This window comes from Actinosynnema pretiosum, assembly GCF_002354875.1.
GTDB lineage: Bacteria > Actinomycetota > Actinomycetes > Mycobacteriales > Pseudonocardiaceae > Actinosynnema > Actinosynnema auranticum.
In genome coordinates this window covers 6,803,508-6,827,218 of the sequence record NZ_CP023445.1, presented here as the reverse complement: position 1 = coordinate 6,827,218, position 23,711 = coordinate 6,803,508, and the positions used below count along the sequence as shown (strand labels likewise).

The 23,711-nt window shown below is 72.7% G+C and carries 27 protein-coding genes; 24 read left to right on the top strand and 3 right to left on the bottom strand.

All coding sequences use genetic code 11. From position 1 onward, the window contains the following. Positions 1-85 precede the first annotated feature (85 nt). Entirely contained in the window at positions 86-469 is a 384-nt protein-coding gene (locus CNX65_RS29100; RefSeq protein WP_157767892.1) for an avidin/streptavidin family protein, read from the top strand. A gap of 89 nt (positions 470-558) precedes the next feature. Here CNX65_RS29100 and CNX65_RS29095 read toward each other — a convergent pair whose 3' ends face one another. After that, positions 559-753: a hypothetical protein gene (locus tag CNX65_RS29095; RefSeq protein ID WP_157767891.1), complete on the bottom strand. Its 195-nt coding sequence runs from the start codon at positions 751-753 to the stop codon at positions 559-561. A 416-nt stretch (positions 754-1,169) separates the two neighbouring features. Between CNX65_RS29095 and CNX65_RS29090 the strand changes: the two genes are divergently transcribed. The 16 genes from CNX65_RS29090 to CNX65_RS29015 all read left to right on the top strand — a co-directional run bounded on the left by CNX65_RS29090 (position 1,170) and on the right by CNX65_RS29015 (position 14,796). Further along, positions 1,170-1,886, top strand: a complete 717-nt coding sequence (locus tag CNX65_RS29090) for a CPBP family intramembrane glutamic endopeptidase (RefSeq protein ID WP_096496594.1) — start codon at positions 1,170-1,172, stop codon at positions 1,884-1,886. Continuing rightward, on the top strand, positions 1,883-2,641 hold the full coding sequence (locus CNX65_RS29085) for a LamB/YcsF family protein (RefSeq protein ID WP_096496593.1): 759 nt from the start codon (positions 1,883-1,885) through the stop codon (positions 2,639-2,641). The genes CNX65_RS29090 and CNX65_RS29085 overlap by 4 nt, the downstream gene beginning before the upstream one ends. Positions 2,642-2,794: 153 nt before the next feature. Next, positions 2,795-3,232: a 30S ribosomal protein S16 gene (rpsP, locus tag CNX65_RS29080; RefSeq protein WP_096496592.1), complete on the top strand. Its 438-nt coding sequence runs from the start codon at positions 2,795-2,797 to the stop codon at positions 3,230-3,232. Then, positions 3,229-3,468 (top strand): RNA-binding protein, encoded by a 240-nt coding sequence (locus CNX65_RS29075; protein WP_015804618.1) that lies wholly within the window; start codon positions 3,229-3,231, stop codon positions 3,466-3,468. The genes rpsP and CNX65_RS29075 overlap by 4 nt, the downstream gene beginning before the upstream one ends. Positions 3,469-3,474: 6 nt before the next feature. Then, positions 3,475-3,993 carry a ribosome maturation factor RimM gene (gene rimM, locus CNX65_RS29070; RefSeq protein WP_096496591.1) on the top strand — a complete coding sequence of 173 codons (519 nt, stop codon included), beginning with the start codon at positions 3,475-3,477 and terminating at the stop codon, positions 3,991-3,993. After that, on the top strand, positions 3,983-4,723 hold the full coding sequence (gene trmD / locus CNX65_RS29065; RefSeq protein ID WP_096498058.1) for a tRNA (guanosine(37)-N1)-methyltransferase TrmD: 741 nt from the start codon (positions 3,983-3,985) through the stop codon (positions 4,721-4,723). Before rimM ends, trmD begins: the two co-directional genes overlap by 11 nt. A gap of 171 nt (positions 4,724-4,894) precedes the next feature. Continuing rightward, a complete protein-coding gene (gene rplS, locus CNX65_RS29060; protein WP_015804615.1) occupies positions 4,895-5,254 on the top strand; it encodes a 50S ribosomal protein L19 in 360 nt (119 codons plus the stop codon). A 43-nt stretch (positions 5,255-5,297) separates the two neighbouring features. Next, positions 5,298-6,230, top strand: a complete 933-nt coding sequence (gene lepB / locus CNX65_RS29055) for a signal peptidase I (protein ID WP_218181096.1) — start codon at positions 5,298-5,300, stop codon at positions 6,228-6,230. Between the two features lie 4 nt (positions 6,231-6,234). Further along, the gene (gene lepB / locus CNX65_RS29050) at positions 6,235-7,134 is read left to right on the top strand and encodes a signal peptidase I (protein WP_096496589.1); all 900 of its coding nucleotides are present in this window, start codon (positions 6,235-6,237) and stop codon (positions 7,132-7,134) included. Between the two features lie 9 nt (positions 7,135-7,143). Next, positions 7,144-7,920 carry a ribonuclease HII gene (locus tag CNX65_RS29045; RefSeq protein ID WP_015804612.1) on the top strand — a complete coding sequence of 259 codons (777 nt, stop codon included), beginning with the start codon at positions 7,144-7,146 and terminating at the stop codon, positions 7,918-7,920. A gap of 19 nt (positions 7,921-7,939) precedes the next feature. Continuing rightward, on the top strand, positions 7,940-8,263 hold the full coding sequence (locus CNX65_RS29040) for a DUF2469 domain-containing protein (protein ID WP_015804611.1): 324 nt from the start codon (positions 7,940-7,942) through the stop codon (positions 8,261-8,263). Positions 8,264-8,556: 293 nt separating this feature from the next. After that, entirely contained in the window at positions 8,557-8,910 is a 354-nt protein-coding gene (locus CNX65_RS29035) for a YraN family protein (protein ID WP_015804610.1), read from the top strand. Continuing rightward, on the top strand, positions 8,910-10,430 hold the full coding sequence (locus tag CNX65_RS29030; RefSeq protein ID WP_096498057.1) for a YifB family Mg chelatase-like AAA ATPase: 1,521 nt from the start codon (positions 8,910-8,912) through the stop codon (positions 10,428-10,430). Before CNX65_RS29035 ends, CNX65_RS29030 begins: the two co-directional genes overlap by 1 nt. Positions 10,431-11,045: 615 nt before the next feature. After that, positions 11,046-12,212 carry a DNA-processing protein DprA gene (dprA, locus tag CNX65_RS29025; RefSeq protein WP_218181224.1) on the top strand — a complete coding sequence of 389 codons (1,167 nt, stop codon included), beginning with the start codon at positions 11,046-11,048 and terminating at the stop codon, positions 12,210-12,212. Between the two features lie 33 nt (positions 12,213-12,245). Beyond that, positions 12,246-13,223, top strand: a complete 978-nt coding sequence (locus CNX65_RS29020; protein WP_096496587.1) for a tyrosine recombinase XerC — start codon at positions 12,246-12,248, stop codon at positions 13,221-13,223. Between the two features lie 730 nt (positions 13,224-13,953). Then, entirely contained in the window at positions 13,954-14,796 is an 843-nt protein-coding gene (locus CNX65_RS29015) for a FliA/WhiG family RNA polymerase sigma factor (protein WP_232520216.1), read from the top strand. 393 nt (positions 14,797-15,189) lie between these two features. On the opposite strand, the gene CNX65_RS38050 is transcribed toward CNX65_RS29015, so the two are convergent. Next, positions 15,190-16,038, bottom strand: a complete 849-nt coding sequence (locus CNX65_RS38050; RefSeq protein ID WP_269770721.1) for a M23 family metallopeptidase — start codon at positions 16,036-16,038, stop codon at positions 15,190-15,192. Positions 16,039-16,718: 680 nt separating this feature from the next. Here CNX65_RS38050 and rpsB point away from each other — a divergent pair. From rpsB to CNX65_RS28985, 5 genes are all read left to right on the top strand, one after another. Continuing rightward, complete coding sequence (gene rpsB, locus CNX65_RS29005; RefSeq protein ID WP_096496585.1) at positions 16,719-17,603, top strand: 30S ribosomal protein S2; 885 nt, start codon at positions 16,719-16,721, stop codon at positions 17,601-17,603. Between the two features lie 81 nt (positions 17,604-17,684). Next, positions 17,685-18,500, top strand: a complete 816-nt coding sequence (gene tsf / locus CNX65_RS29000) for a translation elongation factor Ts (RefSeq protein WP_096496584.1) — start codon at positions 17,685-17,687, stop codon at positions 18,498-18,500. A 163-nt stretch (positions 18,501-18,663) separates the two neighbouring features. After that, positions 18,664-19,374, top strand: a complete 711-nt coding sequence (gene pyrH, locus CNX65_RS28995) for a UMP kinase (RefSeq protein ID WP_049797202.1) — start codon at positions 18,664-18,666, stop codon at positions 19,372-19,374. Between the two features lie 45 nt (positions 19,375-19,419). Next, complete coding sequence (frr, locus tag CNX65_RS28990) at positions 19,420-19,977, top strand: ribosome recycling factor (RefSeq protein ID WP_096496583.1); 558 nt, start codon at positions 19,420-19,422, stop codon at positions 19,975-19,977. A gap of 87 nt (positions 19,978-20,064) precedes the next feature. After that, positions 20,065-20,910: a phosphatidate cytidylyltransferase gene (locus CNX65_RS28985; protein WP_096496582.1), complete on the top strand. Its 846-nt coding sequence runs from the start codon at positions 20,065-20,067 to the stop codon at positions 20,908-20,910. Between the two features lie 146 nt (positions 20,911-21,056). On the opposite strand, the gene CNX65_RS28980 is transcribed toward CNX65_RS28985, so the two are convergent. Then, positions 21,057-21,812, bottom strand: a complete 756-nt coding sequence (locus tag CNX65_RS28980; RefSeq protein WP_269770720.1) for a VOC family protein — start codon at positions 21,810-21,812, stop codon at positions 21,057-21,059. Between the two features lie 109 nt (positions 21,813-21,921). Between CNX65_RS28980 and CNX65_RS28975 the strand changes: the two genes are divergently transcribed. Continuing rightward, positions 21,922-22,671, top strand: coding sequence for a class I SAM-dependent methyltransferase (locus CNX65_RS28975; protein WP_232520051.1), 750 nt, complete (start codon positions 21,922-21,924; stop codon positions 22,669-22,671). Between the two features lie 10 nt (positions 22,672-22,681). Further along, the gene (locus CNX65_RS28970) at positions 22,682-23,659 is read left to right on the top strand and encodes an aldo/keto reductase (RefSeq protein ID WP_096496579.1); all 978 of its coding nucleotides are present in this window, start codon (positions 22,682-22,684) and stop codon (positions 23,657-23,659) included. Positions 23,660-23,711 lie beyond the last annotated feature (52 nt).

Sequence of the window (23,711 nt, the reverse complement as noted above, 5' to 3'; positions counted from 1 at the left end):
GTCGCGCGAAATGGTGAAACCCGCCGCCCCGTCACCCGCCCACCGGGTGACGAGGGCTGAGGGCTCACCACACCCCGCGAACACCGTGCCGCGCAACCGTTCCAAGCGCGCACCGCAGGGGGTGGGGGAGGCGGCGGGCAGCTACCCGCTGCTCGGCCGCTGCGACAACCCCGTCGACGCGGCGCACGGCGCGGCGATCGGCTGGACCGCGTCCTGGGTGAACGACGTCGTGGACGCGCACTCCGCGACCACCCGGAGCGGCCAGCACTTCGAGGCCGGGCCCGACCCCGAGCGGATCACCGCGAGCTGGCTGCTCACCAGCGAGACCACCACCGCCGAGGTGTGGGAGTCCACCGTGGTCGGCCAGGACCTGTTCACCCGCGTCCGGCCCGACGCCGGGGACGTGGCGCGCCTGCTGCGGATGGGCGCCCGCTCCTCGCACCCGCTGCGCGCGCACATCCGCGCCTGACCCCTCGCAACCCGGTCCCCTCCGCACTAGTGCGCCCTGCGCCCCCGCGCGCTGCGGCCGTCAGGGTGATCTTGACCTGTCCGGTCGGGTCAGAGCGGTGTCGCCGCCGGTACGTTCGGACGGGTGCGGGACCCGAGCGCCGAGGCGTCGAACGGGGGCTTCCCGGCCTGCGGGACCGGCCAGGCGGCCTGCTCGCCGTGCCCGCGCCCCGCCTGCCCGCGCCCGAGCGCGATCGCGCGGGCGGTGTCCACGTCCCGACCGGGGGTACCCGCGGTCGTGCGCACCGAGCCGAGCCGGGACCCCGGCGCCCAGCGGACCGGCCCCACCGCGCCGCAGCCCCGCGCACCGCGCCTCCCCGCCCGAGCGCCGGCCCCCACCCCCGCGCGGGCCGCAGCGGGCGGCTCAGCCGGGCGGACCACCCGGTCCGGTGAACCCCGCCAGCCGCTCCGGACCGCCGCGCGATCGGGGAGCGCCCACCTGCCCCCGGCCCGCCCGCGCCCCACCACCGGACCGGCCCCGAGCGGGGGCGCCCGGCGCGCGCGAGCCCGCCCGACCGACGGCCGCCGCCGCCCGACCGGTCGCCGACTCCAACCAGCGGCCCGCGCGCCCGAGGCGCGCGAGCACGTCGTGACTAGGGTGATTGCCTGTGAACCCACCACCGGATGAGCGGCCGACAGGTCTCATCGCGAGCGTCCGGGCCGTGGGGTTCGCCCCGGAACCCGCGCCGACCGGACAGCGCTGGGGCTTCGGCGCGTTCCTCGTCGTGCAAGCGGTCTTCGTGCTCAGCGCGGTGTTCATCACCGCGGCGGGCCGCGAGTTCGGGGTGGACCCCGTCACCTTCGTGCTCGTCGGGGCGATGACGCCGACCCTGCTCGCCGCCGCCACCGCCGTCCTGATCACCAAGCTGCGCGGCAACGGCCCGTTCGTCGACCTGAGGCTGGAGTGGAACTGGGCGGACGTGAAGGTCGGCCTCAAGCTCGGCCTGCTCGGCCTGGTGCTGACCTACGTGGCCGCGCTCACCTGGTCCCGCCTGGTCGGCGACCAGAACGCCACCTCGGCCATCGGCGAGCTGGTCGACGGCGCGGCGCTGCCGCTGTCCGCCGCCATCGCCATGTTCTGCTACGTGTGCTTCATCGGCCCGGTCTGCGAGGAGCTGATCTACCGGGGCCTGCTGTGGGGCGCGATCGAGCGGCAGGGCTGGAGCCGCTGGGCGGCGTTCACGCTCAGCACCGCGATCTTCGCCGCCAGCCACCTGGAACCGATCCGCACCGTGCTGCTGATCGTCATCTCGCTGCCCATCGGCATCGCCCGGCTGATCACCCGCAGGCTCACCGCCAGCGTGGTGGCCCACGTGGTCAACAACTTCCTGCCCGGACTGACCATGCTGCTGATCGCGCTGGGGGTGATGCCCGCGTGAGCCTCGACTTGAACAGCGACCTCGGCGAGGGCTTCGGCATCTGGCGCTTGGGCGACGACGAGGCCCTGCTCGACGTCGTGACCAGCGCGAACGTCGCCTGCGGCTTCCACGCGGGGGACCCGACGATCATGCGCCGGGCGTGCGAGCTGGCCGCCGGGCGCGGGGTGGCGGTGGGCGCCCAGGTGTCCTACCGGGACCTCGCGGGCTTCGGGCGGCGGTTCATCGACGTCGACCCGGTCGAGCTGGCCGACGGCGTGCTCTACCAGATCGGGGCGCTCCAGGCGTGCGCGCGGGCGGCGGGCACGGACGTGGTGTACGTCAAGCCGCACGGCGCGCTCTACAACGCCACCGTCCACCACGACGAGCAGGCGCGGGCCGTGGTGGCGGGCGTCCGGGCGTTCGGCGACCTGCCCGTGCTGGGCCTGCCCGGCTCCCGGCTGCTGCGCCACGCCGAGGCCGCCGGGCTGCGGCCGGTGCGCGAGGCGTTCGCCGACCGGGGGTACACCCCGGAGGGCGCGCTCGTGCCGCGCTCGCGCCCTGACGCGCTCCTGACCGGCGCCGACGCGGTCGTGGAGCGGGCCGTCCGGCTCGCGACGGCGGGCGAGATCGTGGCCGTCGACGGGACCGTCCTGGCCGCCGAGGTGGACTCGTTGTGCCTGCACGGGGACACGCCGGGGGCCGTCGAGCACGCCCGCGCGGTGCGGGCCGCGCTCACCCGAGCGGGTGTGGAACCGGGCCGATTCGTCCCCCGGTAGCGGGGTCTGGCAGAATTGAAGGCTGTTCGCCGAGGCCGGTCCCTCTCACCGTGCCGTGGCGCGCCCAGACAGTTTGGGTTCTCCCCGCCCGTGCCCCACTCGGGTGGAGGACGCCCGCACATGCACGAGAGAACCCGAGGAGCACCGGAACCCGTGGCCGTCAAGATCAAGTTGCAGCGCCTTGGCAAGATCCGCCAGCCGTACTACCGCGTGGTCGTCGCCGACGCTCGCACCCGCCGCAACGGCAAGGCCATCGAGACCATCGGCAAGTACCACCCCAAGGAAGAGCCCTCGTTCATCGAGATCGACACCGAGCGGGCGCAGTACTGGCTGGGCGTCGGCGCCCAGCCGACCGAGTCGGTCCAGCGCCTGCTGGAGATCACCGGCGACTGGCAGAAGTTCAAGGGCCTGCCGGGCGCCGAGGGCACGCTGAAGGTCAAGGAGGCCAAGACCAGCAAGGCGGACCTGTTCGCCGCCGCGCTGGCCGCCGCCGGCTCCGAGCCGACGACCGAGGCCACCACGCCGAAGAAGAAGGCCGCCAAGAAGGCTGACGCCGAGGCCGCCGAGGCTCCCGCCAAGGACGAGGCGTGAGCTTGTTGGCTGACGCCCTCGAACACCTCGTTCGGGGCATCGTCGACCACCCGGACGAGGTCCGGGTGAACCTGGTCACGACCCGGCGGGGTCGCACGCTCGAGGTCCACGTCCACCCGGACGACCTCGGCAAGGTGATCGGCCGCTCCGGCCGCACCGCGACCGCGCTGCGGACCGTGATGGCGGGCATCGGCGGTCGTGGCGTGCGCGTCGACGTGGTCGACACCGACCGCTAGGCGCGCATGGACGTCGTCGTCGGCCGCGTGGCCAAGGCGCACGGCATCCGCGGCGAGCTCGCCGTGGACGTGCGCACCGACTCGCCGGAAGCGCGCTTCGCCCTGGGCTCCGTCCTGGCCGCGAAGCTGCGCGACGGCACGTCCCGCGACCTCACCGTCGCAGCCGCCCGGTACCACTCCGGGCGGCTGCTGGTGCGGTTCGAGGAAGTCCTCACGAGGGACGTCGCGGAACTCCTGCGGGGCACCCTGCTGCTGGGCAGCACGGACGCCCTGCCCCCCACCGACGACCCGGACGAGTTCTACGACCACCAGCTGGAGGGCCTCGCGGCCGAGCTGGCGGACGGGACCCGGATCGGGACCGTCAAGGAGATCGTGCACGGCCCCGGCGGTGAGCTGCTGGTCCTCGTCCGCGAGGACGGCTCCGAGGCGCTGGTGCCGTTCGTGAAGCAGATCGTGCCCACCGTGGACGTGGCCGGTGGCCGCGTCGTCGTCGACCCGCCAGAGGGCCTGCTCGATGCGGATTGACGTCGTCACGATCTTCCCCGAGTACCTCGACCCGCTGCGCCAGGCGCTGCTCGGCAAGGCCGTCGACAAGGGCCTGATCAGCGTCGGCGTCCACGACCTGCGGAACTGGACGCACGACGTGCACAAGGCCGTCGACGACAGCCCGTACGGCGGCGGCCCCGGCATGGTCATGAAGCCCCAGGTCTGGGGCGACGCCCTGGACGAGGTGTGCGCGGGCGAGCAGCCGCCGCGCCTGGTCGTGCCCACCCCGGCGGGCAGGCCGTTCACCCAGGAGCTCGCGCACGAGCTGGCCGCCGAGCCCCGCCTGGTGTTCGCCTGCGGTCGCTACGAGGGCATCGACCAGCGCGTGGTGGACGACGCCTCGCGCCGGATGCGGGTGGACGAGGTGTCCATCGGCGACTACGTGCTCGTCGGCGGCGAGGTGGCCGTGCTCGTCATGGTGGAGGCCGTCGTGCGGCTGCTGCCCGGCGTGCTCGGCAACGCGCTCTCCGCCCAGCAGGACTCGTTCTCGGACGGCCTGCTGGAGGGCCCCAGCTACACCCGGCCCGAGGTGTGGCGCGACCTGGCGGTGCCGGACGTGCTGCGCTCGGGCAACCACCGGGCCATCGACCGCTGGCGCAGGGACCAGGCGCTCCAGCGCACCCGCGACCGGCGTCCCGACCTGCTGGACGCCCTGCCCGACGGCGCGCTCGACAAGCACGATCGGGCGTTCCTGGACGGCTCCCGGTAGGGCCGATTTCACCCTGCCGCGCCGCGTCTGGCACACTGGACAGGTTGCTGCACCCGGATCATCTCTTTCGGCGTGCGCCGCAAGCCCGCCCCCGCGCGTGTGAAACCTCTGCAATGGGACGCGAACCGGGGGAGTTACTGCATTACACGTGAGGACGAGGACGGACCACCGATGAACACCCTGGACGCTCTTGACGCCCAGTCGCTGCGCTCCGACATCCCGAGCTTCCGGCCGGGCGACACGCTGAAGGTCCACGTCCGCGTCATCGAGGGCTCCCGCGAGCGGGTCCAGGTGTTCCAGGGCGTCGTCATCCGCCGCCACGGCGGTGGCGTGCGCGAGACCTTCACCGTCCGCAAGGTCTCCTTCGGCGTCGGCGTCGAGCGCACCTTCCCGGTGCACTCCCCGAACATCTCGGAGATCGAGGTCGCCATCCGCGGCGACGTGCGCCGCGCGAAGCTCTACTACCTCCGCGACCTGCGCGGCAAGGCCGCCAAGATCAAGGAGAAGCGCGACGCGAAGCCGGGCGCCTGAGCCCTTCCCGGCCTCCTGACGCGGTGCTCACGCACGGTGGGTAATGTCTCACCGTGTGACAGACGCCGTGCGGCCCTCATCGGGCGAAGGTGACCAGGATCGTCCCCCCGTGGCCGGGTCCGAGCAGGACCCGGTCACGGACGGTGGCGGCGCCGAGGAGAAGAAGAAGCAGCCGCTCTGGCGCGAGCTGCTGATCCTGGCGGGCACCGCGCTGGTGCTCACCGTCCTCATCCAGACCTTCCTCGCGCGGGTGTACGTCATCCCCTCGCAGTCGATGGAGCAGACCCTGCACGGGTGCACCGGCTGCCAGAACGACCGCGTGCTCGTGGACAAGCTGACGTACAAGTTCAGCGACATCGAGCCCGGCGAGGTCGTCGTCTTCCGCGGTCCCCCGTCGTGGGGCCAGAACGACTTCTCCTCCAGCCGCTCCGACAACCCCGTCGTGAGCAGCCTCCAGTCGGTCGCCTCCCTGATCGGCCTCGCGCCGCCCGACGAGCGCGACTTCGTCAAGCGCGTCATCGCCACCGGCGGCCAGACCGTCGAGTGCTGCGACGACCAGCACCGGCTACTGGTGGACGGCAAGCCGCTGGACGAGCCCTACATCTACTGGCAGCCCGGCACGTCCCCCGAGGACCACGAGCCGTTCGCGCCGGTCACCGTGCCCGAGGGCAGCCTGTGGGTGATGGGCGACAACCGCACCAACTCCACCGACTCCCGCAAGCAGGGCGGCGGCGGCGTCAACGGCGCGGTCCCCGAGTCCGAGGTGATCGGCAAGGCGCGCGTCATCGTGCTGCCCCCCTCGCGCTGGCAGGGCATCGGCGACCACAACCCGCAGGCGCAGGCCATCGGCGCGCCCGCCTGGCAGAGCGGCCTCCCGGCGGGGGCGGGCCTCGCGGCGGCCTTCCCGGTCCTGCTCCTCGGCAGGCGGCTGCGCGCCAGGCTGACCAAGGTCACACAGGGGAAGTCGGTAACCTGACTCGGTGTTCTACGTCGGACGTCACCGGCGGCCCTCCGGAGAGGATCCCGAGGAACCGGTCGACGAGGAGGCCGTCCAGCGCTGGCGCGAGCGCGCCCGCAAGGGGCGCAAGGGCGCCTTCTGGAAGGAGCTGCCCGTCCTCGTCCTCGTGGCGGTCGGGCTGGCGTTCCTGATCCAGTCGTTCCTCGCCAGGGTCTACATGATCCCGTCCGAGTCGATGGAGCAGACCCTCCACGGGTGCGCGGGCTGCTACGGCGACCGCGTGCTCGTGGACAAGCTGACCTACCGGTTCACCGACGTCTCGCCCGGTGACGTGATCGTCTTCCACGGGCCGGACTCCTGGGTCAACCAGGAGTTCCACCCGCCGCAGGACACCGGCGGCCTCGCCGGGGTGGTGGCCTCGCTCGGCCAGCTGATCGGGCTGCCCTCACCGAACGAGGAGGACTTCGTCAAGCGGGTCGTCGCCGTCGGCGGGCAGAGCGTGGAGTGCTGCGACGAGCGGAACCGGGTCAAGGTGGACGGCAAGCCGCTGGACGAGCCGTACGTCTACTGGGAGCCGGGGCGCAGCACCGTCCAGGAGTCGTTCCCGAAGCTGGACGTGCCACCCGGCTACCTGTTCGTGCTCGGCGACAACCGGAACGACTCGTGCGACTCGCGCTGCCAGGGCGACGGGCGCGAGGGCGGGCTGGTGCCGGTGACCGACGTGGTCGGCAAGGCGCGGCTGGTGGTGCTGCCGCCGTCGCGGTGGAAGTCCATCGACGACCACGACCCGCAGGCCGCCGCGATCGGCGCGCCCGCCTGGCAGGACGCGGCGCCGCTCGGCGTCGGGGCCGCCGCCGCGTGGCCGGTGCTGCTGCTGGGCAGGCGCGTGCGCGGGAGGTTCCGGCGGGGTGGGCTGGGATAGGGTCGGCTGGTGATCCGCAAGCCAGTGCGCGCCCAGGTCCGGTCGACCTCGGGCACCTGGGCGTTCCAGGCCGCGCTCGACCGGCGCGGGCTCGGCCCCGTCGCCGGGGTCGACGAGGCCGGTCGGGGCGCGTGCGCGGGGCCGCTCGTGGTGGCGGCGGCCGTGCTGCGGACCGGGGACGCGGCCAGGTTCGCGGGGCTCACCGACTCGAAGCTGCTGACCGCCGCCGCGCGCGACCGGATGCACGACCTCGTGCTGGAGCGGGCACTGGACCACGCGGTGGTGGTGGTGCCCGCCGACGAGGTGGACGCGATCGGCGTGCACGTGGCGAACGTCGAGGGGATGCGCCGGGCGGTGGCCCGGCTGGGCACGCACCCCGGCTACGTGCTGACCGACGGGTTCCCGGTGCCGGGGCTGACCGCGCCGAACGCGCCGCTGGTCAAGGGCGACCGGGTGGCCGCCTGCGTGGCCGCGGCGTCCGTGCTGGCGAAGGTCACCAGGGACCGGATCATGGCCGAGCTGCACGAGGAGCTGCCGGTCTACGGCTTCGACGTGCACAAGGGGTACGGCACCGCGGCGCACACCGCGGCGCTGCTGGAACACGGGCCGAGTGGGCAGCACCGCTGGTCGTATGCGAACGTGGCGGCTGCGGCGGCCAGGCTCGGCCTGGAACCACCACCGCACCGGGTGGCGCGCGGCGTCCCCACCGCAGGCGTGGTCCAGAATGGAGGACCCCCGCAGACCGGCGGTGGCAGGCCCGCGACGAGGAGGGGCGCGGATCGATGAACACCCGCGCGGAGGCGTGATGAGTGCAGAGGATCTCGAGAAGTACGAGACCGAGATGGAGCTGTCGCTGTACAAGGAGTACCGCGACATCGTCAACCAGTTCTCGTTCGTCGTGGAGACCGAGCGGCGGTTCTACCTGGCCAACACGGTGGACGTGCAGGTCCGCAACGCGGACGGCGAGGTCTACTTCGAGGTGCGGATGTCCGACGCCTGGGTCTGGGACATGTACCGGCCCGCCCGGTTCGTCAAGAACGTTCGGGTGATCACGTTCAAGGACGTGAACGTGGAGGAGTTGGACAAGCCGGAGCTGAGGCTGCCGGACAGCGGGCCGTTCAACACCTGATCCAGCGCGCGTCGACCGGTCGTCCGGCCGGCCGGTCGCGGTCTCGGTCTCGGCCTCGGTCTCGGGAAGGGGCTCTCCTGCGGGAGGGCCCCTTCCGGTGTTTCCGGGGTCTTCCACGCTCTCCGGCTCCTCCGGGGCTCCACCCCCTCTAGCAGGTTCCGCCGAGTTCCTCCCCGCTCTCTCCACAGCCCGAGGACTTCTCCACAGCCCGCGCTCTCCCCGTCGCCACCCGCTCTCCCGCGGGCGCACAGTCGATCCCGAAGCAGCTTTCCCCTTCTCCTTCGGAGGTCGTCGTGACCGCTTCCCACGTGCTCGGCAGGCTCGGCGAGAGCGTCGCGTGCCGCTACCTGGAGCGCCAGGGCCTGGTGGTGCTGGCCCGGAACTGGCGCTGCGCCTCGGGCGAGCTGGACGTGGTCGCCACGGACGGCGTGCGGCTCGTGGTGTGCGAGGTGAAGTGCCGCTCGGGGTCCGGCCGGGGCGATCCCCTGGAGGCGGCGACGCCCGAGCAGCTCGACCGGGTGCGCCGGACCGCGTACCGGTGGCGCCGCGAGCACCGGCTGTCCGGGGTGGGGGTGCGCGTCGACCTGGTGGGCCTGGAGTGGCCCCCAGGAGGCCCGGTGCGGCTGCGGCACGTCAGGGGCGTGTGATGGCGCTGGCGAGGGCGTGGTCGGTGGCGCTGCGCGGTGTGGAGGGCGTGCCCGTCGAGATCGAGGCCGACGTGGGCGCGGGGTCGGTCGGCACCCAGTTGCTCGGCCTGCCCGACGCGGCGCTGCACGAGTCCAAGGACCGGGTGCGCGCGGCCGTGCGCAACAGCGGCCAGCAGTGGCCCGCGCACCGCGTCACCCTGGGCCTGTCCCCGGCGTCGATGCCGAAGGGCGGCACCGGTTACGACGTGGCGCTGGCGTGCGCCGTGCTGGCGGCGGCGCAGGTGGTCCCGCCGGACCGCCTGGAGGGCGTGGCCCTGCTGGGCGAGCTGGCCTTGGACGGCCGGGTCCGCCCGGTGCGGGGCGTGCTGCCCGCTCTGGTGGCGGCCCGCTCGGCGGGTCTGAGGCGGGCTGTGGTGCCCCTGTCCGCCCTCCCCGAGGCGTCCCTGGTGACCGACCTGGACTGCCTGGGCGCTGGTTCCCTCCGCGACGTGATCACCTGGCTGTCCGGCGACGACACCGCGCTGGCGCCACCGGGCCCGCCCACCTGGTCCGACGCCGCGCAGGGCCCGGACCTGGCCGACGTGGTGGGCCAACCGGAGGCGAGGTGGGCCCTGGAGGTGGCCGCGGCGGGCGGCCACCACCTGCTCCTGACCGGCCCGCCGGGCACCGGGAAGACGATGCTGGCCAGACGCCTGGTGACCCTGCTGCCGCCGCTGTCGGTGGAGGAGGCGCTGAGCGTCACGGCGGTCCACTCCGTGGCGGGCCTGCTCACCGAGGAGACCCCGCTGGTGACCACCCCGCCCTTCGTCGCCCCGCACCACTCCACCTCCATCTCGGCCCTGGTGGGCGGTGGTTCCGGCCTGGCGAAACCGGGCGCGGTCAGCCGAGCCCACCGCGGCGTGCTGTTCCTGGACGAGGCGTGCGAGTTCGGCGCCGCCAAGCTCGACTCCCTGCGCACCGCCCTGGAGGAGGGCGAGGTCCGCGTGGCGAGGAGCGACGGCGTGGTCCGCTACCCGGCGGGCTTCCAACTGGTCCTGGCGACGAACCCCTGCCCCTGCGCCCCCGCGAGGGACCTCGACTGCACCTGCCCGTCGGCGGTGCGCCGCAGGTACCAGTCCAAGCTCTCGGGCCCACTGCTGGACCGGGTGGACCTGCGCGTCCCCATGCGCCCCCTGACCGAGGCCACGATCGCCGCCCAGCCCGCCCCACCGGAGTCAACGGCGGCAGTCCGCTCAAGGGTGGCGGAGGCGAGGGCGAGAGCCGTCCACCGCTGGTCGGAGCACGGCTGGCAGTCAAACGCCCAAGTCCCCGGCCCGGTCCTCAGACGCGACCACCCCCTACCCGAAACGACGACCCACGCCCTCCAACTGGCCCTGTCGAGGGGCGCCCTGACCGGAAGAGGCGCGGACCGCTGCCTACGAGTGGCCTGGACCCTCGCAGACCTGGACGGCGCCCCCGAACCGACGAGAGCGCACGTGGCAACAGCCCTGGAATTCCGAGAACGCACCCAACCCTGGTGACCCGCTGACCCGAAGAAGGCCGACATGTCCCAAAACCCCCACCTCGAAGCCGCGAAGCAAGCCCTTTCCCGCCTCCTGACATCCCCCAATCCCCATCTCAACCCCGCCGAAGGCAAGCGCTCTCCCACCACCTCTCCCACTTCTCCACCCCCCACCCCACCCACCACCCTCATTCCGCCCACCGCCCCCACCCTGCCCATTACCCCCACCCCATCCACCACCTCCACCCCAACCGCGACCTCCACCCCAACCGCCATTCCTGCTCCCATTCCCGCCCCCACCCCGGTTCCCGCGCCCATCCCTGTCGCCACCTCCGCTCCCATCGCCGCCTCCGCTCCCATCGCTGGTTCCGCCGCTAACCCCGCCCCCGCTTTCGAGCCCTGCTCCGCCGCCAGCCCTGCACCCGACGCCACTCCCGCCCCCGCCCCCACCCCCACGTCGGCCTCGGTCTCAGCCCGAGCGCCTGCCTCTCCCTCCGCCTCAGCCCGAGCGCCCGTGCCCACTCACCCGGCCCGGCCCATTCACCCGGCCCAGCCCGCTCACCCGGCCCAGCCCGCTCACCCGGCCCCTCACTCCGTCCAGCCCCCTCACCCCGCCCAGCCCGCTCACCCCAACCTGAACGCGATTCAGGTCGCCAACCTGGACCCGGTTCGGCTCGCCCGCGCCTACCTGTCCCGTGTCGCCGAGCCGCCCGCGTTCGCGCTCTCCGCGTTCGTCGCCGAGGTCGGTCCCGTCGAGGCGGCGCGGCTGGTGCAGGTCGGGGACGTTCCGGTGGCCGTCGCCGGTGAGACCGAGGCCCGGCGTCACGAGTGCCGGGCCGAGGAGGACCTGCGCCTGGTCGCAGGCATCGGTGGTCGCCTGGTGGTGCCCGAGGACGACGAGTGGCCCTCCTGGCCCTTCACCGCACTGGCCAACGCCGCGCGGCACGGGTTGCGCTGCGGGCTTGAGCCGCTCGCGCTCTGGGTGCGCGGGGACGCCCCGCTCGGCGCGCTGGTCGAGCGGGCGGTCGCGGTGGTGGGGAGTCGGGCGGCCAGCGGGTACGGGCTGCACGTCGCGGCCGAGTTCGGGGCCGGCCTCGCGCGGGCCGGGGTGACGGTGGTGTCCGGGGCGGCGTACGGGATCGACGGGGCCGCGCACCGCGGTGCGCTCGGCGCGGGTGGGGCGACGATCGCCGTGCTCGCCTGCGGCGTCGACCGGGCGTACCCCGCCGGGCACGCGGCCCTGCTGGGGCGGATCTCCGCCCAGGGGCTCGTGGTCAGCGAGTACCCGCCCGAGCGCGGGCCCGCCAAGCACCGGTTCCTGACCCGGAACCGGATCATCGCCGCCCTCGGCGACGGCACGGTCGTGGTCGAGGCCGGGAGGCGCAGCGGGGCGAAGAACACCGCGGCCACGACCGCCGCGCTCGGTCGGGTGCTGATGGCCGTGCCGGGCCCGGTCACCTCGCACAGCTCGCTCGGGTGCCACGAGCTGCTGCGGTCGGGCGAGGCCGTGCCGGTGACCAGCGCGGCGGAGGTGGTCGAGTCCGCGGGGCGGTTCGGGGCCGACCTGGTCGTGGCCACCCGCCGGTCCGACGACGGCGAGCCCAGGGGTGAGGCGCTGCGGGTGCACGAGGCGCTCAGCCCCACCGTCGAGCTGACGGCCGACGCGGTCGCCGTCGAGTCCGGGGTCGAACCGGCGCACGTGCGGGCGCTGCTGCCGCAGATGGAGCTGGTGGGGCTCGCGAGTCGGGGTCACCGGGGTTGGAAGCGCTCCCAGCCAGGAACCGGGTGTGGCGATGCTTGACCGGGGGCGCGTGGTGCCCCAGCGTCAGAGGGCGTGTCCCCGCCTCCGCACCGCCGTCCGCGCCGCGTCGACCTCGTCCGGCTCCGCCGCGAGCTGCCGTCCGACGTCGCCACTGCGCTCGACGCCTACGAGCGCCACCTGTCGCTGGAGCGCGGCCTGTCCCCGCACACCGTCCGCGCCTACCTCGGCGACGCGGTCGCGCTGCTCGTCCACCTCGCCGCCGGGACGCCGGGGGACGCGGTGGTCGAGTCGGTGGACCTGCTCGGCCTGCGCTCGTGGCTGGCCGCCCAGCACGCCGAGGGGGCGAGCCGGACGACCATGGCGAGGCGCGCCGCGTCGGCCAGGGCGCTCACCGCGTGGGCCGCCCGCACGGGTCTGCTGGCGGAGGACCCCGGTCCCCGGCTGAACGCCCCGCGCCCCCACCGGACCCTGCCGGTGGTGGTCCGCCCGGACCAGGCCGGGGCGGCGCTGGAGGCCGCCGCGGCGGGCGCGGACCAGCACGATCCGGTTGCGCTCCGTGACCGGGCCGTGGTGGAGTTGCTGTACGCGTCAGGGGTCCGGGTAGCTGAGTTGTGCGGGCTCGACCTCGACGACGTGGACTACTCCCAAAGGGTGATTCGAGTTCTGGGCAAAGGCAGTCGCGAGCGCACTGTTCCCTTCGGCCTCCCGGCCGAACGGGCAGTTCGTCAATGGGCGGACCTGGGAAGATCCGCCCTGGTCACGGAGCGTTCGCATCGGGCCCTGTTCCTCGGCGCCCGAGGCGGGAGGCTCGACCCGCGTACCGCCAGGAGGGTTGTCCACGATGTCATGGGTGCGGTCCCCGGCTCGGCTGACGTCGGCCCGCACGGCCTGCGCCACTCCGCGGCCACGCACCTGCTGGAAGGGGGAGCCGATCTGCGCACCGTCCAAGAGCTCCTTGGTCACGCTACGCTCGCAACGACTCAGCTCTACACACACGTCACCGTCGAACGGCTGAAGGCAATCCATGATCGAACCCACCCCCGCTCCTGACACCGCAGGGGGCCGATCGCGGACCGCCACCGTGGCCACACCCCCAGCCCAGCACCTCCAGAAGAACGGCCACAACCACCCGGCCCCGCCCCAGGCCCAGCCCCTGCCCCAGCCCTCGCAGTGCCCCCAGGCCAGGACGTCCACCCAGGACCAGCGCACCCAGGACCAGCAGCCCACCCCCAAGCAGTCCGCCGCGCAGCAGCCCGTCGCGCAGCCGTCTGCCGCACAGCCGCCGACGCGCCACTCGGCGATGCCCCAGCCTGCGCCGCCAACCCCCAGGCACCAGCAGGAAAGCCGGGATGTGCAGGACGGTCGGGACGCGCAGGGCGGTCGGGATGAGCCGGGGAGCCTGGGCGCGCAGGACCGCCCAGGGCTTCCGGAACAGCAGAAGGACGAGCCTGAGCAGCGGCAGGACGCGCCTGGCCAGTGGCAGGACGCGCCTGACCGGCAGCCCGGCGAGCAAGACCGGCAGCCCGGCGAGCAAGACCGGCAGCCCGGCGAGCAAGACCGGCAGCCCGGCGAGCAAGACCGGCAGCCCGGCGAGCAAGACCGGCAGTCGGGTGGACAGGAGCGGGCTGGCCAGCAGCAAGAGCGGCAGGGGGGTGAGTCGCAGGGGGTTGGGTCGCCGGGAAGCGCGCCTTCCGGAGCGGGGGATTCCGCTGCTGGGGCGTCCGCTGCCGGGACGTCCAGTGACGGGGTGTCCAGCGGCGAGGTGCCCAGTGGCGTGGCTGTGGGCGGGAGTGGTGAGAAGCGGGTTGGGCGGCCTGCTCACGCCGCTGCCGAGTCCCGGACCGCTGATGACGTTGAAGCCGGGATCATCGCGCTGTGGCACACCTACGGGCAGTCGCGTGAGCAGGGGCTGCGGGATCGGTTGGTGCTGCACTACGCGCCGCTGGTCAAGTACGTCGCCGGGCGGGTCGGGACCGGGTTGCCCGCGCACGTCGACGTCGCCGATCTGATCCAGTCCGGGATCTTCGGGCTGGTCGACGCCATAGAGAAGTTCGAGCCCGAGCGCGGCTTGAAGTTCGAGACCTACGCCATGCAGCGCATTCGTGGCGCGATCCTGGACGACCTCAGATCGCAGGACTGGGTTCCCCGTTCTGTTCGCAGCAGGGCTCGGGACGTCGAGCGGGCGCTCGAGCGGCTCGGTGGGCGGTTGCAGCGGACGCCCACCGATCGGGAGCTGGCCGCTGAGCTGAAGATCGGGCTCGGGGAGCTGCGGGAGCTGTACGCGCAGTTCCAGCTGACCAGCGTCGTCGCGCTGGACGAGCTGATCGCCGCAGGTCGGGCCGCCGGGAGCGCGGGGTCCTCGCTGGCGGAGTCGTTGCCCGACGAAGGCGCCGAGGACCCGGTCGCCTCGCTGGTCGACCAGGACAGCCGCAGGCAGCTCGCCGACGCCATCGCGCAGCTGGCCGAGCGGGACCGGGTCGTGGTCACGCTGTACTACTTCGAGAACCTCACGCTGGCCGAGATCGGCAAGGTCCTCGGGGTCACCGAGTCCCGTGTCTGCCAGCTGCACACCAGGGCCGTTCTCCGGCTCCGCACCAAGATCAACGAGCAGCTCGAAACCTGATCCAGCGCCACGAGCTCCGACCCTGCCCCAGCGCCACCTGACCCAGTTCCACCTGATTCAGCCCCACGAGCTCCAACCCTGGCCCCGCGTCGCGGTGGGGACCGGCGTCGGTGGTGGTGTTGATGCTGGTAGCGGGTGTGGGAGCCGGGTGTGGGTGTCCGGCCTGGAAGTCGGGCCTGGAAGTCGGGGTCGAGGGTGGAGTCGAGTTCGGAGCCGGGGCAGGGATCGACCTGCCGAACCCGGTTCCGCGTCCGCACCTGTGGTGTGTTCACGTCGGTATTCGCGGTTGTGCCACCGCGGTTGCACTAGCGCTTGTCGCGCGTCACCTCCTGGCCTTTGTCGGCTTCTTCAGCCGTGTCTGCGGTGTGGGTCGGTTGTGGGTCTGGTGAGTGGTCACTTGTGAACTTGGTGCCTGAATGTCCCGATCCTCGACCGATTTGGTGACCCGTGGCGGGGAATTGGTGTCGGGGTGTTCCGGTAGGGAGGGAAACCGGGGCTGGAATGTGGGGTGTCTTGGAATACGCGGCTCTGTTGTTGCGGGAGTCCGTAGTCAGTTCGGTTGGGCTTGCGGACTGGTTGCAACGGGCGCGCGTGCGGAATGCGGTGGGTGGGTGTGCGGGTGGCAAAAGGGTCGGGTCGCGGGAAAACGACATTTGATCTTGGCGGGGTGGGTGACGGGGAGTGAGCGGAGGGGTGGGGCGGGCGGGGGGAGGGGTGGGACGGGAGCAGGCGGGGGTGTGGTGGGCGGAGGAGGGACAGGGGGTTCGCGTAGGCGCGGGTGGGGGAGTTGGTGGGGCGGAAGGCCGCCCAGTGGAGGCAGGCCGGGGTTGGGCAGCCGGGGTGGGCGGGGAGCAGGGTGCCCAAAGGGGTTCCTGCGGTGACGCGGTCGCCTTTGCGGACGGTGGGGGCGACCGGTTCGTAGGTGGTTCTGGTGCCGTCCTCGTGGTGGATGGAGATCACCGGGCGGGTGGCCACCTGGGCGGCGTGGATCACGGTGCCCTTGGCGGATGCCATGACCTTCGCGCCTGGAGGGGCGGAGAGGTCGACGCCCCTGTGGCCGCTGGCGTACGGGGTCGGGGGCGGGTGGAACGGGCGGACCACCTGGGGGATGGGGGACAGGGGCCAGATGTGGCGTTCGCGCTTGGGGGATGACGTGGGCCGTAGTGGTCCCGGCGGCGTCAGCCCTGGCGGCAGCAGCCCCGTTGGTGGCAACGGCGGCAGCGGGCCCGATGCCGGCGGCATCGGTGATGGGGCAGGCAGCGGGCCCGATGTTGGCGCCATCGGTGATGAGGCAGGCGGCAGCCGTGCAGGCGGCCGTGCCAGTGGCAACGCCAACGGCAACGCGGGCGGCGGCCCTGCCGGTGGCGACACGGCTGGCGATGGCGCGGGCGGTGACAACGCCGGTGGCAGTGCGAGTTGCGGCAGCGGGGGTGGCGACAACGCCGGTGGCAGTGCGAGTTGCGGCAGTGCGGGCAGTGACAGCGCCGGTGGCAGCGCGGGCAGTGACAACGCGGGTGGCGAGGGCGGCAGCGCCAGGGTGGGCAGGAGCAGGAGCAGGGTGGTGATGGTGGTGAGGGGCATGGGGCAAGCGTTGCGCCGGGGGTGTGCTGGTGACCAGGGGTGATCCGGCGGCTGTGGAGAACTCCGGGGGCTGTGGAGAACCTGCGGGGTCGGTTCGTTGTTCCGGAGTGCTCGGGCGTACACTTCTGCCGCGGCCCGTCTGAGCACGGGACGACTTCGCGTGCTACCGCTGATCCGATCCCCAAGTCGAGTCGCGGTGTCCGGCGGTCCCGTTCTGCTTCGTCAGCACGGGTCCGGGCGCCGGCGGGAGCACCAGGGCGGCGCGCCATCCACGGTGTGCCGCGACAACCGGACCGCGCGCCCCCGGGGGGCGCGCCCAGATGAAGAGGTGCGAACCGGTCATGGCCGTCGTCACCATGAAGCAGCTGCTCGACAGCGGCGTTCACTTCGGGCACCAGACCCGGCGCTGGAACCCGAAGATGAAGCGCTACATCTTCACCGAGCGCAACGGCATCTACATCATCGACCTGATGCAGACGCTGACCTACATCGACCGGGCGTTCGAGTTCGTCCGCGAGACGGTCGCGCACGGCGGGTCGATCCTGTTCATCGGCACCAAGAAGCAGGCGCAGGAGGCCATCGCCAACGAGGCGCTCCGCGTCGGCATGCCCTTCGTGAACCAGCGCTGGCTGGGCGGCATGCTCACCAACTTCTCCACGGTGCACAAGCGCCTCCAGCGGCTCAAGGAGCTGGAGTCGATGGAGCAGACCGGCGGTTTCCAGGGTTTCACCAAGAAGGAAATCCTGATGATGAACCGCGAGAAGGACAAGCTGGAGCGCACGCTCGGCGGTATCCGCGACATGTCCAAGGTGCCCAGCGCCGTCTGGATCGTGGACACCAAGAAGGAGCACATCGCGGTCGGTGAGGCTCGCAAGCTGAACATCCCGATCGTCGCGATCCTCGACACCAACTGCGACCCGGACGAGGTCGACTACCCGATTCCGGGCAACGACGACGCGATCCGCTCGGCCGCGCTGCTGACCAAGGTCGTGGCCGAGGCCGCCGCCGCCGGTCTCATGTCGCGCTCCGGCGTCCGCACCGGCAACGCCGGTGGCGCGGAGAAGCCCGAGCCGGGCACCGACGAGCCGCTGGCCGAGTGGGAGCAGGAGCTGCTGGTCAACGCGGAGGCCCCGGCCGCCGCCGAGACCCCCGCCGCCGACGCCCCCGCCGAGGCCCCCGCCGCCGCCGAGGCGCCCGCCGAGGGCACCGAGGCCGTCCAGTCCTGACCCGTCGCGACGCCGCGCCCACCTCACCCGGTGGGCGCGGCGCGTGCGCAAAGCCCCCGCAGAAGGAACGGAAATCGCACGATGGCGAACTACACCGCCGCTGACGTGAAGCGCCTCCGCGAGCTGACCGCCGCAGGCATGATGGACTGCAAGAAGGCACTCGAAGAGACCGACGGCGACTTCGACAAGGCCATCGAGATCCTGCGCATCAAGGGCGCCAAGGACGTGGCCAAGCGCGCCGAGCGCACCACGGCCAACGGCCTGGTCGCGGCCGAGGGCGGCGTGATGGTCGAGCTGCGCTGCGAGACCGACTTCGTCGCGAAGAACTCCGACTTCCAGGAGCTCGCCGCCAAGGTCATCGCGGTCGCCAAGGCGACCCGCCCGGCCGACGTCGAGGTGCTCAAGGCCACCGAGCTCGACGGCAAGACCGTCGACGCCGTGGTCCAGGAGTTCTCCGCCAAGATCGGCGAGAAGCTGGAGCTGGCCAAGGTCGCCGTCTTCGACGGCGCCGTGACCACCTACCTGCACCGCCGCTCCGCCGACCTGCCGCCCGCCGTGGGCGTCGTGGTCGAGTACACGGGCGACAACGAGGAGGCCGCCCGCGGCGTCTGCATGCAGATCGCCGCGATGAGCCCCCGCTACCTGACCCGCGACGAGGTCCCGGCCGAGATCGTGGCGAACGAGCGCGACATCGCCGAGAAGACCTCCCGCGAGGAGGGCAAGCCCGAGGCGGCGCTGCCCAAGATCGTCGAGGGTCGCGTCAACGGCTTCTTCAAGGACGTCGTGCTCCTGGAGCAGGCTTCCGTGACGGAGTCCAAGAAGACCGTCAAGGCCGTGCTGGACGAGGCCGGGGTCACCGTGACCCGCTTCGCCCGGTTCGAGGTCGGCCAGGCCTGATTCGCGTGAGGGCGGGGTTGCGACGCGCGGCAACCCCGCCCTTGCCGTGTCCAGAGCCCTTGCCGTGTCCAGAGGAGGACCCGTGAGCGCAGAACTCGACCAGGCACTCGACCAGGCAGCAGTGCTCGACCAGGCAGCCCCGACCGGCGGCTACCACCGGGTGATGCTCAAGCTCGGCGGCGAGATGTTCGGCGGCGGCGGGGTCGGCGTCGACCCGGACGTCGTGCAGACCGTCGCCCGCCAGATCGCCGCCGTGGTCCGGACCGGGGTCCAGGTCGCGGTCGTCATCGGCGGCGGCAACTTCTTCCGGGGCGCCGAGCTCCAGCAGCGCGGCATGGACCGCAGCCGCGCCGACTACATGGGGATGCTCGGCACGGTCATGAACTGCCTCGCCCTCCAGGACTTCCTGGAGCGCGAGCACGGCATCGACACCCGCGTGCAGACCGCCATCACCATGGGCCAGGTCGCCGAGTCGTACATCCCGCGCCGCGCCATGCGCCACCTCGACAAGGGTCGCGTGGTCATCTTCGGCGGCGGCGCCGGAATGCCCTACTTCTCCACCGACACCACCGCCGCCCAGCGCGCGCTGGAGATCGGGTGCGAGGTCGTCCTGATGGCCAAGGCCGTGGACGGCATCTACACCGCCGACCCGAGGACCACCCCGGACGCGCGCATGTTCGACAGCATCACCCACCGCGAGGTCCTGGAGCGCGGCCTGAACGTCGCCGACGCGACCGCCTTCAGCCTGTGCATGGACAACAACCTCCCGATCATGGTGTTCAACCTCCTCACGGAGGGCAACATCGCCCGCGCCGTGCGCGGTGAGAAGATCGGGACGTTGGTGAGCACCCCCGGTGCCCGCCAGTCCGCCTAGACCTGCTGGGATTCGAGCCGAACCGCGCACACCAAGGGAGTCAACGTGATCGACGAGACCCTCCTCGAGGCCGAGGAGAAGATGGAGAAGGCGGTGACGGTCTCCAAGGAGGACCTCGCCACCGTCCGCACCGGCCGCGCCACCCCGGCGATGTTCTCCCGCATCGTCGCCGAGTACTACGGCTCGATGACGCCCATCAACCAGCTGGCCTCCATCGCCGTCCCCGAGCCGCGCATGGCCGTGGTCAAGCCCTTCGACAAGGGTGCGATGACCGCCATCGAGAAGGCGATCCGGGACTCCGACCTGGGCGTCAACCCCTCGAACGACGGCACCGTCATCCGCGTGGTCTTCCCGCAGCTCTCCGAGGAGCGCCGCCGCGAGATGGTCAAGGTCGCCAAGGGCAAGGGCGAGGACGCCAAGGTGTCCATCCGCAACATCCGCCGCAAGGCCAAGGAGGAGCTCGACCGCCTGGTCAAGGACGGCGAGGTCGGCGAGGACGACGGCGCGCGCGGCGAGAAGGAGCTGGAGAACGTCACGCACCGCTACATCGCCCAGGTCGACGAGGCGATGAAGAACAAGGAAGCCGAACTCCTCGAGGTGTAGGTGCTAGATGCGCATCAGCACGTCCGGCCGGGTCGCCGGCATCGTGGTTCGCTGGGCCGGTGACGGGTCGTGACGGCAGGGGTACGGGTGTCAGGCAGCGGTGAGCAGGGTCCGGCGCCCAAGGCGTCGCGCGCGGGGCGCGACCTGCGCTCCGCCATCGGCGTGGCGCTCGTCCTGCTGGCGGTCATCGGCGTCTCGCTGTTCACCGACCGGCACCTGTTCATCGGCGTGGTCGCCGTCGCCGTCGCCGTCTCGACCTTCGAGCTCGCCGGAGCGCTGAAGCGCGGGGCGGGCATCACCGTCGCCCTCGTCCCGGTGCTCGCGGGCGGGCAGGCGGTGCTGTGGCTGGCGTGGCCCTACGGCCGCGACGGCGTGCTCACCGCCTTCGTCGTCACCGCGCTGGTCACCATGCTGTGGCGGCTCAAGGACGGCGCCGACGGCTACCTGCGCGACGTCACCGCCTCGGTGTTCACCGTGGTGTACGTGGCGGTGTTCGCCTCGTTCGCGGTCATGCTGGTGCTCCCGGAGGACGGCGCCCTCCGGGTGCTCGCCTTCCTGCTCGGCGTGGTGCTGTCGGACACCGGCGGCTACATCGCGGGCGTGTTCCTCGGCAAGCACCCGATGGCGCCGAGGATCAGCCCGAAGAAGTCCTGGGAGGGCTTCGCCGGGTCGCTCGTGGCGGGCATGGCGGGCGGCGTCCTGACCGTGGGCGCGCTGCTCGGCGGGCAGTGGTGGCACGGCGTGCTGTTTGGCGCGGCCATCGTGGTCACGGCCACCACCGGCGACCTGATCGAGTCGCTGATCAAGCGCGACCTCGGGATCAAGGACATGGGCGACCTGCTGCCCGGCCACGGCGGGCTGATGGACCGCATGGACTCGCTGCTGCCCTCGGCGGTGGCGGGCTGGATGATGCTGCAGCTGTTCGTGCCCTGACGGGCGGATCGAGCGCGGGCCGGGCGGACGGGCGGAGAACCGGCTGAGCGGCAGCGCGAGACCACGGTGCACCGACTCGTGGTCTCGCACTGCTGCGCAGCGCGGGGGGCACCGCACCCCGGCCCCGGTCGTTTTCAGGGGACCTCTCAGTCGTCGTACGGGTCGTCCACCTCGGCCCCGTAGTCGCCGTCGGCGAGCGGGGTCGCGCGGGACGGGTCGATCACGGTGAACACCGAGCCCGCGTGGTCGGCCACCACCGTGACGCGGCCCTGCGGCGAGTCGTACGGCTCCACCGACACGCTCCCGCCCAGCTCCAGCACCCGCGCCGCCACCGAGTCCGCGCCCACCTCGGGCGACGCGGTGAAGTGCACCGACCAGTGCGCGGGCGTGCTCAGCGGGAACGCGCTCCCCATCCGCTGCCTGCCCAGCAGGGTCTTCCCCTCGGCGGACCACAGCGAGTAGTCCAGGGTCAGCCCGTCGCCGATCTGGGTCACCTCGTACCCGCACAGCTCGCGGAAGAACCCGTCCGCCACCTCGCCGTCGCGGGTGTTCAGCTCGGCCCACGCGTACATGCCGTGCCCGCTGGTGCCGAACAGCCAGTCCTCGGGCACCTTGCGGAACCCGACCACGGCGCCGGTCGGGTCGGCGATCAGCGTGCTGGTCTCGGTCGCCTCCCTGACCACCAGGCCGCCGAGCGCCTGCGCCTTCTCGGCGGTGGCGCGGGCGTGCGGCGTGCTCAGGTAGACGGTCCAAGCCCCGTGCTCGTCGGCGGGCCAGAACCCGGCGACCGGCAGCTCCCCGATCAGCGCGACTCCTCCCGCGCCGTCCTCGACGTAGTCCCAGCCGAACAGGCCGGTGTAGAAGTCCCGCGTCGCTTCCGGGTCCGACACCGGCAGTTGCACCCACACGGGCGCACCGGGCAGCAGTTCCGCTAGCGCGGGTGAATTCGGGACGATGGCCACGGCGAACCTCCCCTAGGTCCGGGCAACGCTACGGCTCTACATTCTTCACGTGAAGGGATTCGTGCGCGCGGCTCTGGCGGCGGTCCGGCCTGCGGGGGAGGTCGTGCCGAGCCCGAACATCTGGCACTGGCCCGCCGTGTACGAGGTCGAGAACCGCGCGCAGGACGCCGACGGGGCGCTGTGGACCGCGCTGCGCGAGGCGTTCGACTGGGGCGGCAAGGACGTCGTCGACGTCGGGTGCGGCGACGGGTTCCACCTCCCCCGGTTCGCGGTCGACGCGGCGTCGGTGGTCGGCGTCGAGCCGCACCCGCCGCTGGTCGAGCGGGCCCGCGCGCGGGTCGCCGGGCTCGACGGGGTGTCCGTGGCGCGCGGTCCGGCGCAGCGGCTGCCGCTGCCCGACGCGTCCGCCGACCTCGTGCACGCCCGCACCGCCTACTTCTTCGGCCCCGGCTGCGAACCCGGTCTCGCCGAGGCCGACCGGGTGCTGCGGCCCGGCGGCGCGCTGGCCGTGGTCGACCTGGACGGCGAGGCCGAGCCGTACGGGCCGTGGCTGTGCTCCGACGAGCCCGGCTACCGGCCGGAGCGGGTGCGGGCCTTCTTCGAGGAGCAGGGGTTCGCGCTGCGCCGGGTCACCGCGCTGTGGCGGTTCGAGCGGCGCGCGGACCTGGAGGCGGTGCTGCGCATCGAGTTCTCCGCCGCCGTCGCCGAGCGGGCCATCGCCGCCACGCCGGCCCTCGAACTGCCCGTCGGCTACCGGCTGCACACCCGCACCAAGCCGTCCGGGCTGCTCCTTCCCTAAAATCGGCCGGGTGGAGAACCGAGAAGCACGCAGGTTGGGACGCTCGTTCGGGGTCGTCGGGCTGGGCTGCTGGCAGCTCGGCGCCGACTGGGGCCAGGTCGACGAGGCGGACGCGCTGGCCGTGCTGCACGCCGCCGCCGACGCCGGGGTGAACTTCTTCGACACCGCCGACGTCTACGGCGACGGTCGCAGCGAGAGCCTGGTCGGCCGGTTCCTGAAGGAGCGCGGCGGCGAGGGCGTCACCGTCGCCACCAAGATGGGCCGCCGGGTCGACCAGGTCCCGGAGAACTACACCGGGGAGAACTTCCTGGCCTGGAACGACCGTTCGCGCCGCAACCTCGGCGTCGACACGATCGACTTGGTGCAGCTGCACTGCCCGCCCGCGCCGGTCTACTCGACCGACGAGGTGTTCGACGCGCTCGACTCGATGGTCGAGTCCGGGCGGATCGGCGCGTACGGCGTCAGCGTCGAGACCGTGCAGGAGGCGCTGACCGCGATCGCGCGGCCCGGCGTGGCCAGCGTCCAGATCATCCTGAACGCGCTGCGGCACAAGCCGCTGGAGCGCGTGCTGCCCGCCGCCGCCGAGGCCGGGGTCGCGATCATCGCCCGCGTGCCGCTGGCGTCGGGCCTGCTGTCCGGGCGGTACACCGCCGACACCTCGTTCGGCGCCGACGACCACCGGAACTACAACCGGGCGGGCGAGGCGTTCGACGTCGGCGAGACGTTCTCCGGCGTGCCCTACGACACCGGGCTCGCCGCCGTGGAGCGGCTGCGGCCCCTGGTGCCGCAGGACGCGACCATGGCGCAGTTCGCGCTGCGCTGGATCCTGGACCAGCCGCAGGTCACCACGGTGATCCCCGGCGCGCGCAACCCCGAGCAGGCCCGCGCGAACGCCGCCGCGGCCGACCTCGCGCCGCTGTCCTCGCACGACGAGGTCCGCGCGGTGTACGACGAGCTGGTGCGCCCGGTGGTCCACGACCGCTGGTGATCCGGCGCCGGTGACCCGGCATCGGTGAGCAGGACGGCGGCGGGGGCCGGGC

Bases quoted from the DNA above. Each gene is read 5' to 3' on its own strand.
- rimM (WP_096496591.1), top strand. From the start codon at position 3,475: ATGGACGTCGTCGTCGGCCGCGTGGCCAAGGCGCACGGCATCCGCGGC.
- trmD (WP_096498058.1), top strand. From the start codon at position 3,983: ATGCGGATTGACGTCGTCACGATCTTCCCCGAGTACCTCGACCCGCTG.
- rplS (WP_015804615.1), top strand. From the start codon at position 4,895: ATGAACACCCTGGACGCTCTTGACGCCCAGTCGCTGCGCTCCGACATC.
- lepB (WP_218181096.1), top strand. From the start codon at position 5,298: ATGTCTCACCGTGTGACAGACGCCGTGCGGCCCTCATCGGGCGAAGGT.
- CNX65_RS29040 (WP_015804611.1), top strand. From the start codon at position 7,940: ATGAGTGCAGAGGATCTCGAGAAGTACGAGACCGAGATGGAGCTGTCG.
- CNX65_RS29030 (WP_096498057.1), top strand. From the start codon at position 8,910: ATGGCGCTGGCGAGGGCGTGGTCGGTGGCGCTGCGCGGTGTGGAGGGC.
- CNX65_RS38050 (WP_269770721.1), bottom strand. From the start codon at position 16,038: ATGCCGCCGGCATCGGGCCCGCTGCCGCCGTTGCCACCAACGGGGCTG.
- rpsB (WP_096496585.1), top strand. From the start codon at position 16,719: ATGGCCGTCGTCACCATGAAGCAGCTGCTCGACAGCGGCGTTCACTTC.
- tsf (WP_096496584.1), top strand. From the start codon at position 17,685: ATGGCGAACTACACCGCCGCTGACGTGAAGCGCCTCCGCGAGCTGACC.
- pyrH (WP_049797202.1), top strand. From the start codon at position 18,664: ATGCTCAAGCTCGGCGGCGAGATGTTCGGCGGCGGCGGGGTCGGCGTC.